This is a genomic window from Pseudomonas sp. NFACC46-3, assembly GCF_900114515.1.
Taxonomy (GTDB): Bacteria; Pseudomonadota; Gammaproteobacteria; order Pseudomonadales; family Pseudomonadaceae; genus Aquipseudomonas; species Aquipseudomonas fluorescens_Q.
On sequence record NZ_FOTH01000001.1, the window covers coordinates 627,014 to 643,573 of the forward strand.

The 16,560-nt window shown below is 63.3% G+C and carries 16 protein-coding genes; 1 reads left to right on the forward strand and 15 read right to left on the reverse strand.

Features of this window, described 5'->3' with window-relative positions:
- The first annotated feature begins 16 nt into the window (after window positions 1-16).
- On the forward strand, window positions 17-292 hold the full coding sequence (locus tag BM300_RS02570; protein ID WP_003182808.1) for a peptidylprolyl isomerase: 276 nt from the start codon (window positions 17-19) through the stop codon (window positions 290-292).
- A 147-nt stretch (window positions 293-439) separates the two neighbouring features.
- Here BM300_RS02570 and BM300_RS02575 read toward each other — a convergent pair whose 3' ends face one another.
- The 15 genes from BM300_RS02575 to cobW form a co-directional block, all read right to left on the reverse strand.
- Complete coding sequence (locus tag BM300_RS02575; protein WP_092145628.1) at window positions 440-1,357, reverse strand: sugar kinase; 918 nt, start codon at window positions 1,355-1,357, stop codon at window positions 440-442.
- 140 nt (window positions 1,358-1,497) lie between these two features.
- Complete coding sequence (locus BM300_RS02580) at window positions 1,498-2,715, reverse strand: amino acid deaminase (protein WP_092461931.1); 1,218 nt, start codon at window positions 2,713-2,715, stop codon at window positions 1,498-1,500.
- A gap of 41 nt (window positions 2,716-2,756) precedes the next feature.
- On the reverse strand, window positions 2,757-3,521 hold the full coding sequence (locus BM300_RS02585; RefSeq protein WP_058543922.1) for an IclR family transcriptional regulator: 765 nt from the start codon (window positions 3,519-3,521) through the stop codon (window positions 2,757-2,759).
- Window positions 3,522-3,686: 165 nt separating this feature from the next.
- A complete protein-coding gene (locus BM300_RS02590; protein ID WP_092145622.1) occupies window positions 3,687-4,076 on the reverse strand; it encodes a RidA family protein in 390 nt (129 codons plus the stop codon).
- A gap of 25 nt (window positions 4,077-4,101) precedes the next feature.
- The gene (locus BM300_RS02595) at window positions 4,102-4,893 is read right to left on the reverse strand and encodes an amino acid ABC transporter ATP-binding protein (protein ID WP_092461933.1); all 792 of its coding nucleotides are present in this window, start codon (window positions 4,891-4,893) and stop codon (window positions 4,102-4,104) included.
- Window positions 4,890-5,552 carry an amino acid ABC transporter permease gene (locus tag BM300_RS02600; protein ID WP_028236639.1) on the reverse strand — a complete coding sequence of 221 codons (663 nt, stop codon included), beginning with the start codon at window positions 5,550-5,552 and terminating at the stop codon, window positions 4,890-4,892. The genes BM300_RS02595 and BM300_RS02600 overlap by 4 nt, the downstream gene beginning before the upstream one ends.
- A gap of 9 nt (window positions 5,553-5,561) precedes the next feature.
- On the reverse strand, window positions 5,562-6,224 hold the full coding sequence (locus tag BM300_RS02605) for an amino acid ABC transporter permease (protein ID WP_018608019.1): 663 nt from the start codon (window positions 6,222-6,224) through the stop codon (window positions 5,562-5,564).
- A gap of 54 nt (window positions 6,225-6,278) precedes the next feature.
- Window positions 6,279-7,127: a transporter substrate-binding domain-containing protein gene (locus tag BM300_RS02610; protein ID WP_092223999.1), complete on the reverse strand. Its 849-nt coding sequence runs from the start codon at window positions 7,125-7,127 to the stop codon at window positions 6,279-6,281.
- 322 nt (window positions 7,128-7,449) lie between these two features.
- Window positions 7,450-7,791: a YdcA family protein gene (locus tag BM300_RS02615; protein WP_063321993.1), complete on the reverse strand. Its 342-nt coding sequence runs from the start codon at window positions 7,789-7,791 to the stop codon at window positions 7,450-7,452.
- Window positions 7,792-7,856: 65 nt separating this feature from the next.
- Complete coding sequence (locus tag BM300_RS02620) at window positions 7,857-8,105, reverse strand: type II toxin-antitoxin system Phd/YefM family antitoxin (RefSeq protein ID WP_092461935.1); 249 nt, start codon at window positions 8,103-8,105, stop codon at window positions 7,857-7,859.
- Between the two features lie 64 nt (window positions 8,106-8,169).
- The gene (locus BM300_RS02625) at window positions 8,170-9,816 is read right to left on the reverse strand and encodes a phospholipase D-like domain-containing protein (protein ID WP_092461937.1); all 1,647 of its coding nucleotides are present in this window, start codon (window positions 9,814-9,816) and stop codon (window positions 8,170-8,172) included.
- Window positions 9,817-9,869: 53 nt separating this feature from the next.
- Window positions 9,870-10,481 (reverse strand): vWA domain-containing protein, encoded by a 612-nt coding sequence (locus BM300_RS02630; RefSeq protein ID WP_256571518.1) that lies wholly within the window; start codon window positions 10,479-10,481, stop codon window positions 9,870-9,872.
- A gap of 53 nt (window positions 10,482-10,534) precedes the next feature.
- A complete protein-coding gene (locus BM300_RS02635; protein ID WP_092344479.1) occupies window positions 10,535-11,533 on the reverse strand; it encodes a magnesium chelatase ATPase subunit I in 999 nt (332 codons plus the stop codon).
- Window positions 11,534-11,707: 174 nt separating this feature from the next.
- Window positions 11,708-15,481, reverse strand: a complete 3,774-nt coding sequence (gene cobN / locus BM300_RS02640; protein ID WP_092461939.1) for a cobaltochelatase subunit CobN — start codon at window positions 15,479-15,481, stop codon at window positions 11,708-11,710.
- Window positions 15,482-15,484: 3 nt separating this feature from the next.
- On the reverse strand, window positions 15,485-16,549 hold the full coding sequence (cobW, locus tag BM300_RS02645; protein ID WP_092145606.1) for a cobalamin biosynthesis protein CobW: 1,065 nt from the start codon (window positions 16,547-16,549) through the stop codon (window positions 15,485-15,487).
- Window positions 16,550-16,560 lie beyond the last annotated feature (11 nt).

Here is a 16,560-nt window from a genome sequence, read left to right on the forward strand (position 1 = left end):
TCAGGTCACCGCAGCAATGAAAGCCCAAGCCCGCCATATCCTGGTGAAAACCGCCGAAGAAGCCGAACAGCTCAAGCAACGCATCGCCAAGGGCGAAGCCTTCGATGTGCTGGCCAAGAAATACTCCACCTGCCCTTCGGGCAAACGCGGCGGCGATTTGGGTGAGGTAAGGCCGGGGCAGATGGTCGGCGTGATCGATGCGGTGATTTTCAAGAAACCGCTGCGGGTGGTGCACGGGCCGATCAAGAGCAAGTTCGGGTATCACCTGGTGCAGGTGTTCTACCGGGATTGAAACGATGGTGTGTTGCGAACACCGTCCCTGTGGTGAGGGAGCTTGCTCCCGCTCGGCTGCGCAGTAGCCGCCAATCGCTTATTGGGCCTGCTTCGCAGGCCAGCGGGAGCAAGCTCCCTCGCCACAGGGAAAGCAACTTTTGTGCCGTCAGTCCTTGGGCATCAACGCCCCCGGTACCTGGATCACCCGGCTCGCCAACAGGTGCCCTGCCTCGGCCGCCTCCGCCGGGCTGCCGCCCAGCAAACGACTCGCCAGGTACGCAGCACTGAAGGAGTCTCCCGCCGCCGTGGTGTCCACAACGCGCTCGACCCGCAAGGCAGGGACTTCATAGGACTGGCCGTCGCAACGAATCAGGCAGGCCTCGGCACCGCGCTTGAGTACCACCTCGGGGGTGCCAAGCTGCGCATAGGCGGCGAACACCGCTTCGCTGTCGGCATGACCGAACAATGCCTGCTCGTCCTCTACGGTCAGCAGCGCCAGTTCCACATAGGGCAAGACGCTGCGATACGCCACCCGCGCCGCTTCGATCGAGGCCCAGAGCCGGGGCCGGAAGTTATTGTCGAACACCACCAGCGCCCCGCGCCGACGCGCTTCGACCAGGGTTTCGATGAGTTTGCCACGCCCCTGCTCGCCGAGCACCGCCAGGGTTACGCCGCTGAAGTACAGCACCTCGTAATCCGGCAATGCGGCCAGGATCGGTGCGGCGGCCGGGGTGGTAAAACAATCGCGCACCGCCGCCTCGTTGCGCCAGTACAGGAATCGCCGCTCCCCCGCCGCGTCAGTCTGGATGCAATACAAACCCGGCAGGCGTCCAGGCAAGCGCTGGACCCGTTGCAGCCCGATGTTCTCGGCGGCCCAGTTTTCACACATGGCATCGCTGAAACTGTCATCGCCCAGGGCCGTGACGTAATCCACCGTGCCCCTGTCGCCCAAGGCGCGGGCCAGGTACACCGCGGTGTTCAGGGTATCGCCGCCGAAGCTTTGCAGCAGGCTGCCATCGGCGCGTTGTTGCAGTTCGATCATGCATTCGCCGATCAGCGCGATGCGGGGTTTGGGGTTGCTCATGGATGATCCTGATAATTCAGCGGTGTCTGGCAGGCCGCTATCGCGAGCTCGCTACCACAGGGAGATCACAGATTCTGTATTCACAACAATCCGGTGTGGGAGCAGGCTTGCTCGCGATAGCCGCGACTCGATCTCAAGCCTTAGAAACAAGTCTCCATGCTCTCGACCACCCGCAATTGCTCATCCACCAGGCATCCCACCCGCCACTTGTCGAACGTCAGGCACGGGTGTGAAGTACCAAACGAAATGATGTCGCCCACACGCAGCTCAACCCCTGCCGCCACATTCATGAACGCATGCTGGTCCATCACCGCCGTCACCTTGCAGCCACTCACATCGTCACCCGCCACCGTGTCCGATCCGGGCCGGTAGCGCTTGAGCGGCACCGGTAATCCGGCGTCGTAGGCCACGTCGCGCTTGCCCAGGGCGATCACCGCGAAGCCCGGCTCCGGCAGCGATTGCACATGGGCCCAGACTTCCAGCGCCGGGCGCAGGCCTTCGTGCAAATCGCTGCGCCGCTCCAGCACGCAGCACTGGGCTTCTTTGTAGATGCCGTGGTCATGGGCCACGTAACTGCCGGGACGCAGCACGCTGAGGAAACGCCCATGGGCATTCTGGGCTTCGAAGGATTCGGCGATCAGGTCATACCAGGCCGACCCCGAGGCGGTGATGATCGGTTTGTCGATGGCGAAGGCACCGCTGTCCTGCAACTGCACCGCCAGCCGTACCAACGATGCGGCGAATGCGCGGATGCCACTGATGGCGTGGTCGCCATGGATCACCCCTTCGTAGCCTTCGATACCGGTCAACGCCAGCGCCGGTTGACTACGAATCGCCTCGGCCAGGGCCAACACCTCAGCCTCGGTCCGGCAGCCACACCGACCACCGACCACGCCGTACTCGATCATCACGTTCAGCTTCATACCGCGCGAGGCGAAGAACGCCCCCAGGTCCGCGACGTTGTCCGGATGGTCGACCATGCAATGGAATTCGAACGCCGGGTCAGCCAGCAGATCGGCGATCAGCGCCATATTTGGCGCGCCCACCAGTTGGTTGGCCATCAGCACTCGACGAACGCCGTGGGCGTAAGCGGCTCGGGTCTGCACGGCGGTGGCGAGGGTCAGGCCCCAGGCACCGGCATCGAGCTGGCGTCGAAACAGCGCCGGGGTCATGCTGGTCTTGCCATGGGGTGCCAGTTCGGCGCCACTGTCGGTGACGAACGCTTGCATCCAGCGAATGTTGTGCTCCAGCGCCGCGCGGTGCAGCACCAACGCCGGCAGGCTGACGTCCTTGAGCAGATGAGCGCCGACGGTGGCCGCACCCTTCTCTACGCCAGCATTGGGAATGACAGAAGACATGTTCGTACTCCTCGCACGCGGCCGCTCGCAGCCGCGATTATCTATTCATTGATGCGCCGGGCCAGGTTGTTGGCGCTTTCGATCAGCACCCGTCGGTAGTCGGCGTAATTATTCTTGGCGTCGGCCCGTGGGGCGACGATGCACAGGGTGGCGATGGCCACGCCGCCGGGGTCTTTGACCGGTGCGGCGAAGCAGTGGGTGAAGGTGTCCGCGACGCTGTCGAAGGAGAAGAACCCATCGAGGCCGGCCTGGCGGATTTCCTTGAGGAATTGCTCCAGGGGCAAGCGCTCGCCGTCCGGCAAAATGAAGTCGTCGGGGTCGATCAGGTCGACGATCTGTTGATCACTCAAATGCGCCAGCAGCAGGCGCCCGGACGCCGTCCACGGGATCGGCGCGTTTTCACCGATGTCCGATGAAATGCGGAAATGCCGCTCGCCTTCCTTCATCAGCGCGACGGTGTATTTGCGCCCGTTGAGCAGGCACATCTGCGCCGTTTCCCGGGTCTGGCGCACGATCTCCTGCAAGGCCTGGTCAGCCTCGCGGCTCAGGTCGAAATGCCGCAGGTGTGCCTGCCCGAGAAAATACAGCTGGCGGCCCAGGTAGACATGGCCGTCCTTGCCCACCGGCTCGAGGATGCGCCGCTCCAGCAGCGACGCCACCAGTTCATAGACCGTGGACTTGGGGCTGCCGATGCCGCTGGCAATATCGTTCGGGCGCAGCGGCTGGCCGATTTCCTTGAGGAAGTCGAGGATATCGAACGCCCTATCCAATCCTCGGGCCCGGCGTTTGATGGTGTCTTCGGTCATGTCTTCGGTTCCTGAAGTTTCACTCATAGTCGCATGTATCTTTATTGTGGCGAGGGAGCTTGCTCCCGCTGGCCTGCGCAGCAGGCCCAATTTCTTGCGACTGCTGCGCAGCCGAGCGGGAGCAAGCTCCCTCGCCACAAAAGCGAATTCGCCAGAATATCCTGTTCACCCTTTTTTCTTGTAGGCCACACAATCGATCTCGACCTTGCAATCGACCATCATGCTCGCCTGCACACAGGCCCGGGCCGGGGCGTGTTCCGGGCTGAAGTACTCGCTGAATACTTTGTTGAAACTCCAGAAATCCCGCGGGTCATCCAACCACACGCCGCAGCGCACCACGTCCTTGAGGTCGTAACCGGCCTCTTGGAGAATCGCGATCAGGTTCTTCATGGTCTGGTGGGTCTGCTCGACGATCCCGCCGACAATGATCTCGCCGTTCACCGCCGGCACCTGGCCGGACACGTGCAGCCAGCCATCGGCTTCCACGGCGCGGGCGAATGGCCGTGGCTGACCGCCGCCTGCGGAGCTGCCGGTGCCGTAGCGCGTAATGCTCATGGGTGTTTCTCCTTACTGAATAAAATTAAAAACGGGTGTTCTTGAGGAATTCCGCCAGGCGTGGCGACTGTGGCCGTTCGAACAATTCCTTCGGTGGCCCTTGCTCTTCGATGCGGCCCTGATTCATGAACACGATCTTGTCGGAGACCTCGAAGGCAAAGCGCATTTCGTGGGTCACCAGCAGCATGGTCATGCCGTCTTCGGCCAGGCCCTTGATCACGTTCAGCACCTCGCCGACCAGCTCCGGGTCCAGGGCCGAAGTCACTTCGTCGAACAGCATCAGGCTGGGGTTCATCGCAATCGCCCGGGCAATCGCCACGCGCTGCTGCTGACCGCCAGACAACTGGCCGGGAAAGTGATCGCGCCGCTCCAACAAGCCCACCCGCTCCAGCCATTTCTCGGCCAGGGCCACCGCCTCGTCCTTGGGCAGCTTTTTCACTTTGAGCAGGCCCAGGGTGACGTTCTGCAACGCGGTCAGATGGGGAAACAGGTTGAATTGCTGGAAGGCCATGCCGGTCATCGCACGGTGCCGGGCAATGACTTTTTCCGGATGGCGCACACGCTTGCCGCCAACGTCGTCATAGCCGATGGATTCGCCGTCGAGCACGATCTGGCCGCCCTGGAATTCCTCGAGCATGTTCACGCAGCGCAGCAGCGTGGTCTTGCCCGAACCGCTGGAGCCGATCAGCGTGACCACGTTGCCGCGCTGCATGCTCAGGTCCACGCCCTTGAGCACTTCCAGCGGGCCGTATTGTTTGCGCAGGCCGCGAATGTCCAACAGCGGTTGGGTGTTGGAAGGAGTCGAAATATCAGTCATGGCAAGGCCACCCGCTTTTCAATGTGCCGTCCGAGCAATTCGATGGCGTAATTGATGATGAAAAAGAGAAACCCGGCGAACAGGTAAAACTCCAGGGTCATGAAGGTCCGGGCGATGATCTGCTGGGTGCTGAGCAGCAATTCGGCGACGCCGATCACCGACAGCAGGGTCGAGGCCTTGACGATCTCGGTGGAGGAATTGACCCAGGTCGGCAAGATTTGCCGCAAGGCCTGGGGCAACAGCACATAGCCCAGCGACTGGTAGAACGTCAGGCCGATGGCCTGGCTCGCCTCCATCTGCCCACGGGGCAAGGCCTGCAAGGCCCCGCGCACGATCTCGGCCACGTGGGAGCCGCAGAACAGCGTCAAGCCCAGCACGCCGGCCTGGAACGCGCCGATCTGCCAGCCCAGGGCCGGGGCCATGTAGAAGCAGGCCAGCACCAGCACGAACACCGGCGTGCCGCGGATCAGGTCGACGTAGAAGCGAAACGGCGCGCGCATCCAGGTCCGGCCATAGGTCAGCACCAGGCCGGCCACCAGACCGATCAGCGTGCCCAACACAATCGCCAACAGCGAACACTGCACACTGGTCAGGAAACCGGCCCACAGGGTGTCCCGGGCGACCCATAACTCATGCAACCAACTGGGTGATTCGTACATGGGAGACTCCTAACGGCGAATCGCCAGGCGTTGCTCGAAATACCGCAGCACCATGGCAATGAGGTAACAGGCCGCGACATACAGGGCCGTGGTCACCAGCCAGGTTTCGATCACCCGGTAGCTCTCCACGTTGATCTTGCGGGCGTAATAGGTCAGCTCCGGCACGGCAATCGCCGCCGCCAGGGAGGTGTCCTTGAACAGCGAAATGAAGTTGTTCGACAAGGCCGGCAACACGTTGCGCAGCATCACCGGCACGGTGACGTAGGCTTTCACCTGCCACTCGCCAAGGCCGATGGCCAGCCCCGCTTCACGCTGTCCCTTGTGAATGCTCAACAGTCCGCCGCGAAACACTTCGGTCAGGTAGGCCCCGGCGTACAGCGAGAGGGTGATGACGAACGACGGCAGCTTGTCCAGGCGGATGCCCAGGCTCGGCAAGGCAAAGTAGATCAGCAGGATCAACACCAGGATCGGCGTATTGCGGATCACCGTGACATACACCGACGCCAGCACCCGCAAGACCCGATGCTTGCTCAGCAGCGCGAACGCCATCGCCAGGCCGATCACGCAACCGATGGCGATCGACACCAGCGCCAGGGAAAGCCCCAGGCCGAGCCCCGCCAGCAGGGTGTCGAAATCGCGCCAGACGGCGGCAAAGTTCAACTGATAATTCATGGTCGGCAGTACCTTCGACGAAGCGCCCGCAAGGGGCGCCCCGGGCTCACAGGGTCATTTGAATTCAACGGGGAAACCGATCGCTGGCGACGGCAGCTCGACGCCGAACCACTGCTTGAACGACGCCGCATAGGTAGGGAATTCCACGCCGGTCATGGCTTCATGCAAGGTTGTGTTGACGAAGTTCAGCCAGTCCTGGTCGCCGCGCTTGACCGCGCAGGCGTAGGTCTGTGGGCTCCAGGCGTAGGCCGGGCTGCGATAACGGCCGGGGTTCTGCACCATCAGGTATTTGACCGAGGACTGGTCGGTGGCGGCGGCATCGGCGCGGCCGGAGTTCACTGCCTGGTACATCAGGTCGACGCTGTCGTACTGGTCGACCTTGGCCTTGGGCAGCGCCTGGTGCACCAACTCTTCGGCGTAGACGTTCTGCAGCACCGCCACGGTGACGTCATCGCCCGCTGCCTTGAGGTCTTCGATTTCCTTGTACTTGCTGTTGGCCGGCAGCAGCAGGCCCACGCCTTCGCGGTAGTACGGCAGGGTGAACGCCACTTGCTGGGCGCGACTGGCAGTGACGGTGATGAACTGGCAGCTCATGTCGACTTTGTCGGTCAACAGGTTGGGGATGCGCGCATCGGAAGACTGCACCACGAACTCGACCTTCTCCGGGTCGTTGAACAGGCCTTTGGCGACCATCCGCGCGATATCGATATCAAAGCCCTGCAACTTGCCATCCGCTCCCTGGAAGTGCCACGGCGCATTGGTACTGCCCGTGCCCACGATCAATTTCCCCCGCTGCAGCACGCTATCCAGCTTGCTGTCGGCCGCCTGGGCGACACCCAGTGCAGCCGTCGTGGCCGCGAAGAGAAAAACACACGCTTTGAACAAGGAAGGTCGGCGTTGCATGGCAAGCACTCCAGATTGAGTTTATTCCGCTATACCGGAATATGGTATGTAACAACGGAATAGACAGCAGAAAGTGTGCCACAGGCTTGGAGCGGATGGGTGAGAAAAATGGAAAGTCAGGGAAATCAGGGAGATGGGAAAAACAGACCTGCGGGCAGCAGCGTCCGCATTCGAAGGGTGTTGCTACCGTTGGCTACGAGGCACGGGTAACAAGGCCCCAAACCGGGTACCCGGCGCACCGAAACGGAGCCACGCTGGAGTTGTAAATGGATACCCTGTGGGAGCGAGCTTGCTCCCACCATTGTTCGGCGGTGTACCTGGGCTATTTGCGCTTGTAGCTCTTGCTGCCGCCAGGTGTGAGGCAATAGACCCCGCCCCGGGGGCCGACACAGTAATTGCCACTGCCGCACTGGCAACCGTCGGCGGACTTGAGCAACGACTGCGGCCGGGCCTCGTTCCGAAGCCCCAGCACAGCGGAACAGGACTTCTTCGAAGCACTGATCGAGCCGTCGTTGCAGAGGAAGGTATCGCCATCACACCCGGCGATCCCGCCCTTGCGCCCGGAACAAGGTTGATTGGCGGCAAGGGCCGAAGTGCCCAGGACCAACAACAGGATCGCGACACAGGTGCGAAGTAAAGCGGACGTTCCGTGACAGAGGTTCATGGCAGCTTCCAGGCTGATAGATGGCTCTATGCTAGCACTGGAAAGAATTCCACAAACGCTCCAACTCATAGGTCATCGAGAGAAACCTTGATCGTTGGATCGTTTTCACGCTCGCGGCAAAGAGCAGCCAACTCCATGTCCTCAAGCCGGTCCATCACCGCTTCATATTCCCTGGCAGGGACGCAATAGAAAACAGGCTCGTTTCGGTTGAGGATGGCTACAGATAACCCTTCACCGGCAGCAACGGTGCCCATTGGGTTTTTCTTGAGCTCAGAAATGCTGGCAACGACTCGGGAAAGCACGATATGTGTCATGGAATAAACCCTTGAGTACTCTTAATAGCGCAAAAATAGCACTCTAAAACACCCTTACCACTGCTCAGCGCCCGCAAAACCTCACCCTGGACAACATCCGCAAATCCCCCTCGCGGTAATAGTCATCACTCCAGCTGTCATCCACCGCCAGTGGCTTGACCTGCTTGAGGGCGAGTTTTTTCGCAAAGTAGCGAAAGCGGTAATGCTCATAGAAACGCAGCAATTCCAATCCGTAGCGGTCGGCCAGGTCGGTGTCGCCCTGGATGATCAGGTAGTTCTCGTCGTTGCCGCTGCTGGCGGCAGCGCTGAGGTTGTGGCTGCCGCTGATGATGGTCGGCGTGTCGCTGGTGAAGTCGGTGACGATGGCCTTGGTGTGCACCAGCAGGTTGCCCTTCTGGCCTTTCATGTTTTCCTTGAGCCAGCCTTCCAGGCCGGTGTTGAGCAGTGCGGTGGCGGCGAATTCAGCGGTGCGGTCGGCATGGAAGCCGGTGATGCGGCTCTTGGTGTTTTGCAGGCCGTAGCGCAGCACGTCGTCATTGGGTTGGCCGAGCACGGCGTCAAGAATCCGGTCGGGCAAGACGAATGCGGTGACGAACAACAGGTCCTTTCGGGCCGCGTTGATGATGTCGACGAAGCGGTCCAGATCGCCCTCTCCTGTGCGTGGCGAAAAACCGATGAACAACTGTTCCTCCGGGACCATGGGATTGTTCTGATTGATCCACTCACGGGTGGTCCCGACGTCCTGCGGTACGGCCCAGATCTGTTCGAACACCTGGCGATAGCTGTCGCTCACCCGCGGATCGTCCAGCACATGGACCACATTGGCCTGGCGGTAGACGCCGTTGGCGGTGAAGTTGGTACTGCCGCACAACACCGCCTCCGGTTGTAACGCACCGCCGCCATCGACCTTGCTCAACACAATGAACTTGTCGTGGAAAATGTTATGGGTGACCCGCCCACGCTTGTTGGCCGCCGGCAATTTTTCCAGGTTGGCTTCGTTGCGCAGCGTGGTGTCGTCGCCTGGCTCGGCGTGGTAAAGCACGCGAACTTGTGCGCCGCGCGCGTGAGCGGCGTTGACCGCGTCGACGATCACCGGCAATTCGTATTCATAGATGGCGACGTCCAGGGCCCAGTTGGCATCCAGCGCCCGGTCGATGAAACCGGTCAAGCGCCCCAGCAAGCCATTTTCCAACCAACGGCGCGGGGCATCGGGCCAGTCATCGATGGACAGGTTTTTGTTGGCGCTAATCAAAGCGTCCACGTCGGGAAACTTGCGCTGGAACGCCTGGCTGGCGGCCACGGCCCGATTGAAGATCACTCGCTGGTTGATTGGCTGACCGTCGTCGCTGGTGACCGTGACGGCCAGGGATTCCCCCAGCTGTGGCGCGTCGGGACTGCCATAAGCCAGGTGCACACGGTAGTGGATCGTCACACCGGGGTTGACGGCGTAGTCGGCCCAGCGAAATTTCTGCAACGGCGCCTTGTCGCTGGGGGTGGCGTGGAACTGGGGAAAGGTGTGGGCCTTGTCGGGGAAGGTCAGGCTGTTGAACAGGAACAACCAGGGTTTGTCGCCCTGCTGCTTCTCGATGGCAAAGCCCAGCAAGCCCTTGCGCCGGGGTTCGGCCAGGTCCATGGCGAGCAGTACGCCGTTGGTGCCGGCATAGGCCTTGACCCGAAAATCGTCCTGGGCGTTGGTGACGAGTACGCGCATGGTTCACTCCTGTGAGGGGCTGCCTGAGCATAGTGCAGCAATCAATGCTTACCTCAGCCAGGTGACTCTTCATCAATATGCCAATACTCAGCCTGCAACTGCCCCGCCAACTGCCGGGCCCGGCCCAGGCGAATCGGGCCTCTCTCGATGTCGATCAACAGGCATGGGCAATCGAGAAGCGGCGGTGAAAGCCCCTCCTTGACTCGTCCGTCGGTCATCACCAACACCCGTTGCTGCTCCGCCGGGTAGCGCTTGCGGCGCGCCACCAGCCAGCGCCCGGCCTCGTTCAGCGCCGCCAGCAACGGCGTTCCGCCACCGGCACCCAACCCATCGAGCCAGGCGCGCAGGCCCGCCGAGGCCTTGAGCCCTTGCACCTGCCAATTGGGGAGCGTGCCGCTGGCCGTCAACAGCGCCAAGCGCGCGCGTTGTCGGTAGGCGTCGTCGAACAACTGCGCCAGCAGGCCCTTGCCGTCACTCAAGGCGCGATGACGCCGGGTCGAAGCCGACGCATCGACGATGACCAGCCACAGCTCATGGGGCGACCGATGACGACCGTGCCAGCGCAGGTCCTCACGCAGGCGCGGTCGGCCATGGAGCAACGTCCCCGGCCAGTTCACCGCACCGCTGGCCGCGGCTTTGCTGCGGCCCTGGCGTCCTTGCTCCAACTGTCCTGCACGGGGTCTGGCATTCGCCCCCGCCGTTGAACGAGGGCGAATGCCTAGGGCTTTTTTGGCCAGCTCGGCACGTCACGCCGGGCACCGGTCGGCAATGCCCGGGCCGGCAGATCACCCCACTGGCCTTGGCCTTCGTTGGGTTCAGCAGTTTTTTCCGCGCCGGTCGGCGCCTGGGACGGTGCCGGTGCCGAATGCCCGCGCCGCCGGTGCCGCAAGGCAAACTCGGCGACCGCATCGATGTCTTCATCCGCGATGGCATCGGCCCCGCGCCAGGCGGCATGGGCCCGGGCCGCCCGCAGCCAGACCAGGTCGGCGCGCAAGCCATCGACACCGGCGGCAAAGCAGCGCTCGGTGATCTGCGCCAGTGCGGCATCATCCAGCGCGATCCCGGCCAACCGGTTGCGCGCCTGCTGGCAGCGTTCACGCAACTGCTGTTGGGCGCTCTCCCACTGCGCACAGAACGCCGCCGGATCACTGTCGAAATCCAACCGCCGGCGAATGATCTGCCCGCGCTCAGTCGGCGCGGTATGACCGTCGAGGGCCACGTTCAAACCGAACCGATCGAGCAACTGCGGGCGCAGTTCGCCTTCTTCCGGGTTCATGGTGCCGATCAGCACAAAGCGCGCCGGATGCCGATGGGAAATGCCGTCGCGCTCGATCAGGTTGGTGCCGCTGGCGGCCACGTCCAACAGCAGGTCCACCAGATGATCAGGCAGCAGGTTCACTTCATCGACGTACAGCACACCACCGTCGGCCTTGGCCAACACGCCGGGAGAAAACTGCGCGCGCCCTTCCCCCAGCGCTGCGTCCAGATCCAGGGTGCCCACCAGCCGCTCTTCGGTAGCACCGAGGGGCAAGGTGACGAACTGACCGCTGGCCAGCAGGTCCGCCAGGCCCCGGGCCAAGGTGGACTTGGCCATGCCCCGCGGGCCTTCAATCAGCACACCGCCGATTTTCGGATCGATCGCGGCCAGGCACAAGGCCAGTTTCAGGTCATCGGCGCCGACCACGGCGGAGAGTGGGAAATGGGGAGTGTGAGTCATGCTGAAGGTCTCATGAATGTGCGAGGTTCCCCTGTGGCGAGGGAGCTTGCTCCCGCTGGGGCGCGAAGCGGCCCCCAGAACCTGAGGTCCCAGTGCCCTTCCAGAACGACGACTGCTGCGCAGCCGAGCGGGAGCAAGCTCCCTCGCCACAAGTGCGCGCCTGTTGTCCTCATTTCAACCATCCTCTTCAATGTCCAACAACAAATTCTCCAACGCCTCGCGGTACTCCCCCGGCGCCTGCCACATCCCCCGCTGCTGCGCTTCGAGCATGCGCTCGGTCATGTCCCGCAGGGCGTCGGGGTTGTGCTGGCGGACGAAATCCCGGGTGTCCGGGTCGAGCAGGTAGGCATCGGCCAGCAAGGCGTACTGGTGATCGTCGATCAACCGGGTGGTGGCGTCGAAGGCGAACAGGTTGTCCACCGTCGCCGCCAGTTCGAACGCGCCTTTATAGCCGTGACGCTTCACACCGTCGATCCACTTCGGATTCGCTGCGCGGGAACGGATGACGCGGTTGAGCTCTTCTTTCAGGGTGCGGATCTTGGGCAAGTCTGGCTGGCTGTGGTCGCCATGGTAACTGGCCGCCGCGACTCCACCGAGAGTCTCGACCGCCGCCAGCATGCCGCCCTGGAACTGGTAGTAATCATTGGAATCGAGCAGGTCATGCTCGCGGTTGTCCTGGTTCTGCAACACCGCTTGCACCTGGCTCAGACGTCGGGAGAACTGCCCCCGGGCGGCAGTGCCTTCATCGCTGGCGCCGTAGGCGTAACCGCCCCAGTTCAGGTATACCTCGGCCAGATCCTCGCGGCTCTGCCACAAGCGCCCATCAATCGCGCCCTGCACGCCCGCGCCATAGGCCCCGGGCTTGGCGCCGAAGATCCGCCAGCCAGCCTGGCGCGCCGCCGCTTCCGGCTCCAGGCCCGACGCCAACAAGGCTTCGCGTTCACCACGGACCTTGGCCGCCAGAGGGTTCATGTCGTCCGGTTCATCCAGCGCGGCGACGGCCTGCACCGCCGCATCGAACAAGCGGATCAGGTTGGCAAAAGCATCGCGGAAGAACCCGGAGACCCGCAGCGTGACATCGACCCGTGGTCGGTCCAGCAGGCTCAACGGCAGGATCTCGAAATCATCGACCCGCTGGCTGCCCGTGGCCCACACCGGACGCACGCCCATCAGCGCCATGGCCTGGGCAATATCATCGCCACCGGTGCGCATGGTGGCGGTGCCCCACACCGACAGGCCGAGCTGGCGCAGGTGATCGCCATGGTCCTGCAGGTGCCGTTCAAGGATCAGGTTCGCTGATTGGAAACCGATGCGCCACGCCGTGGTGGTGGGCAGGTTGCGCACGTCCACCGAGAAGAAATTGCGTCCGGTGGGCAGTACGTCCAGACGCCCGCGACTCGGCGCACCGCTGGGGCCGGCGGGCACGAAGCGCCCGTTCAAGGCATCGAGCAGGCCACGGATTTCCGCCGGACCGCAGGCGTCCAGGCGCGGGGCCACGACGGAGCGCAGGTTTTCGATGATGCTGGCCACCGTCTCCCAGCCCGGCGCATTGAGCTGCTCGACCCCACCGTCCAGTGCTTGCTCGATCAACTGCGCGGCGAACAATTCCAGGCGCTCGCGCGTATCGCCGGCGGTGCGCCAAGGCTCGGCGCTGACCCGGCGCAACGCCTCGGGACACTCGCCGGTCCAGGGCTCGGCCAAGGCACAATCCAGCGGATCGAAACCCAGCCCGAACGCCTTGGCCAGCGCCCGCAACAGACTCGACTGCGCGCCCTTGCCGTCGCCCCGGGGAATGCGCAGCAACGCCAGCAAGGTGTCGATGCGCAGCCGTCCGCTGGGCGACTCGCCAAAAATATGCAGGCCGTCGCGGATCTGCGACTCCTTCAAGTCGCACAGGTAAGTGTCCAGGCGTGGCAGCCAGATCGCCGCATCGGCGTCGCTGTCGAGCCCGGCATCGAGTTGCAGTTCGCGGTCGATGTGCGTCTCGCGCACCAGGTTGAGGATGTCCCGTTGCAGTTCCCGGGCACGGCGCGGATCGAGCAATTGCGCCTCGTAGTATTCGTCGGCCAACAACTCGAGGTTGCGCAGCGGTCCGTAGGTTTCGGCCCGGGTCAGGGGCGGCATCAAGTGGTCGATGATTACCGCCTGGGTGCGACGCTTGGCCTGGGCGCCCTCACCCGGGTCGTTGACGATGAACGGATAGATGTTCGGTAGCGGCCCCAGCAGCGCGTCCGGCCAGCAACTATCCGAGAGCCCGACGCCCTTGCCCGGCAGCCACTCAAGGTTGCCGTGCTTGCCGACGTGAATCACTCCGTGGACGCCGTAGGTGTGACGCAGCCAGAAATAAAACGCCAGGTAACCGTGGGGCGGCACCAGGTCCGGGTCGTGGTACACCGCGCTCGGATCGACCTGATAACCCCGGGCCGGCTGGATACCGACGAACGTCAGGCCCAGGCGCAGGCCGGCGACCATCAGGCGGCCGTCACGGAACATCGGATCGTTCTCGGGCGTACCCCAACGCTCCAGCACCGCTTGGCGATTGGCCTCGGGCAGCGCGTCGAACATGGCCTGATAGGCATCGAGGGCCAGGCTCTGGTGACATGGCCGCAGGTCGAGGCTGTCCAGGTCGTTGCTGACACCACCGAGCAACTGCTGGATCAACGCGGTACCGCTCCCAGGCAAATCAGGTGGCAGCGGATACCCCTCGGCCTGCATGGCCCGCAGGATATTCAACGCCGCTGCCGGGGTGTCCAGGCCGACGCCATTGCCGATGCGCCCATCCCGGGTCGGGTAGTTGGCGAGGATCAACGCCACACGTTTTTCTGCGTTGGGCAAACGCGCCAATGTTGTCCAGCGCCGCGCCAGCTCGGCGACAAAATCCATGCGTTCAGGCACAGCCCGATAACAGACCACGTCGCTCTGGCTGCGCTCGCTGCGCCAGGCCAGGTCCTTGAAGCTGATCGGGCGGCTGATGATCCGCCCGTCCAGCTCCGGCAAGGCAATGTGCATCGCCAGGTCTCGCGGACCCAGGCCCTGCTCGCTGGCGCGCCAGCCCGGTTCGTTGTCCTGGGCGCAGATCGCCTGGATCACCGCAATGTTGCGACGGAACGGTCGCAGGTGCGGCGCTTCCGGGCTGGATTGGGCGAAGCCGGTGGTATTGAGGATCACCCCGGCCTCCACCGCGTCCAGCCAGTCTTCGACCAGCGCCAGGCAACCGGGCTCCTTGAGGCTCGCCACGGCAATCGGCAACGGATTGAGCCCCGCCGCTTGCAGGCGCTGACAAAACACGTCGATGAACGCGGTGTTCGCCGCTTGCAAGTGGGAGCGATAAAACAGCACCGCCGCCACCGGTTGTCCGGCCTGCCAGTCGGCTTGCCAATCGTCGAGGCTGGCGTTGGTTTTCGCCGGGTGATAGATGGCCGTGCGTGGCAGGACTTGCGGTTCGGCCCACGGATAATCGCGGCCGAACCATTGGCTGCCCAGGTTGTGAAACAGGTCCAGGGCATTGCCCAGCCCGCCCTGGCGCAAGAACTGCCAGAGCCGATCGCGGTCCTCGAAGGGCACGTTGCTCAGGTCGCTGAGTTCCGGGTCCGGACGATCATCCCCCGGCACCAGGATCAGCTTCACCCCCCGCCCGGCCAGTTCCATCAGGCGCTCGATGCCGTAGCGCCAATAGCCGATGCCGCCGTGCAGCGACAACAGGATGACCTTGGCGTGGCGCAGCACGTCTTCGAAATACAGATCCACCGAGGCATGGTTCTGCACCTGCATCGGGTTGGCGAGGCGAAACTGCGGATAATCGCCCGGCAACTGCTTTGCCGCTTCGGCCAGCAGCGCCAGGCTGGAATCGCCGCTGCACAGGATCACCAGCTCGGCGGGGGTTTGCCCCAGGTCGGCAATGTTGTCATCCGACACGAAACCGCCGGGCTGGGTCCTGAGCAGGTGCATGGCTTAGGCGCCGAGGGCGGCGCGCAACTGCGCTTCGAGCAGCGCGGCGTCGAGCGCCTGGCCGATCAGCACCAGGCGGGTGACCCGCGCTTCCTCAGCGCCCCATTGGCGGTCGAAATGCTTGTCGAAACGCGTCCCGACGCCCTGGATCAGAAGGCGCATCGGCTTGTTCGGGATCGCCGCGAAACCCTTGACCCGCAGTACGCCGTGCTGGACCACCAGTTGCGTCAGCGCGTCGAGCAACAGGCTTTCGTCGGCCTGGGGCAGCTCGATGGAGATAGAATCGAAGGCATCATGATCGTGGTCGTCATCGTCGCCGTCATGGTGGTGATCGTGATGGCTGTGGCGGCCGTCGATGTGTTCTTCGGAACCGGCGCCCAGGCCGATCAGTACGTCCAGCGGCAGGCGACCGCTGCTGGCTTCGATGACCTTGACCGCCGGCGGCAGCTCTTCGGCGACTTCCAGGCGAACCTTGGCCAGGTCTTCAGGGCTGATCAGGTCAGCCTTGTTGAGGATCACCAGGTCGGCGCTCGCCAGCTGGTCGGCGAACAGTTCGTGCAGCGGCGATTCGTGGTCCAGGTTCGGGTCGAGTTTGCGCATGGCATCGACCTGGTCCGGGAAGGCCGCGAAGGTACCCGCGGCCACGGCCGGACTGTCGACCACGGTGATCACTGCGTCGACGGTGCAGGCGCTGCGGATTTCCGGCCATTGGAAGGCCTGGACCAGCGGCTTGGGCAAGGCCAGGCCGGAGGTTTCGATGAGGATATGGTCGAGGTCGCCACGCCGGGCCACCAGTTCGCGCATCACCGGGAAGAATTCTTCCTGCACCGTGCAGCACAGGCAGCCGTTGGCCAGTTCATAGACGCGGCCGTTGGCTTCTTCTTCGGTACAGCCGATGGAGCACTGCTTGAGGATCTCGCCGTCGATGCCCAGTTCGCCGAACTCGTTGACGATCACGGCGATGCGCCGGCCCTGGGCGTTGTCGAGCATGTGACGCAGCAAGGTGGTCTTACCCGAGCCGAGGAAGCCGGTGACGATGGTGACGGGGAGTTTGGCCAGTGTTTTCATCGGATGCCCTT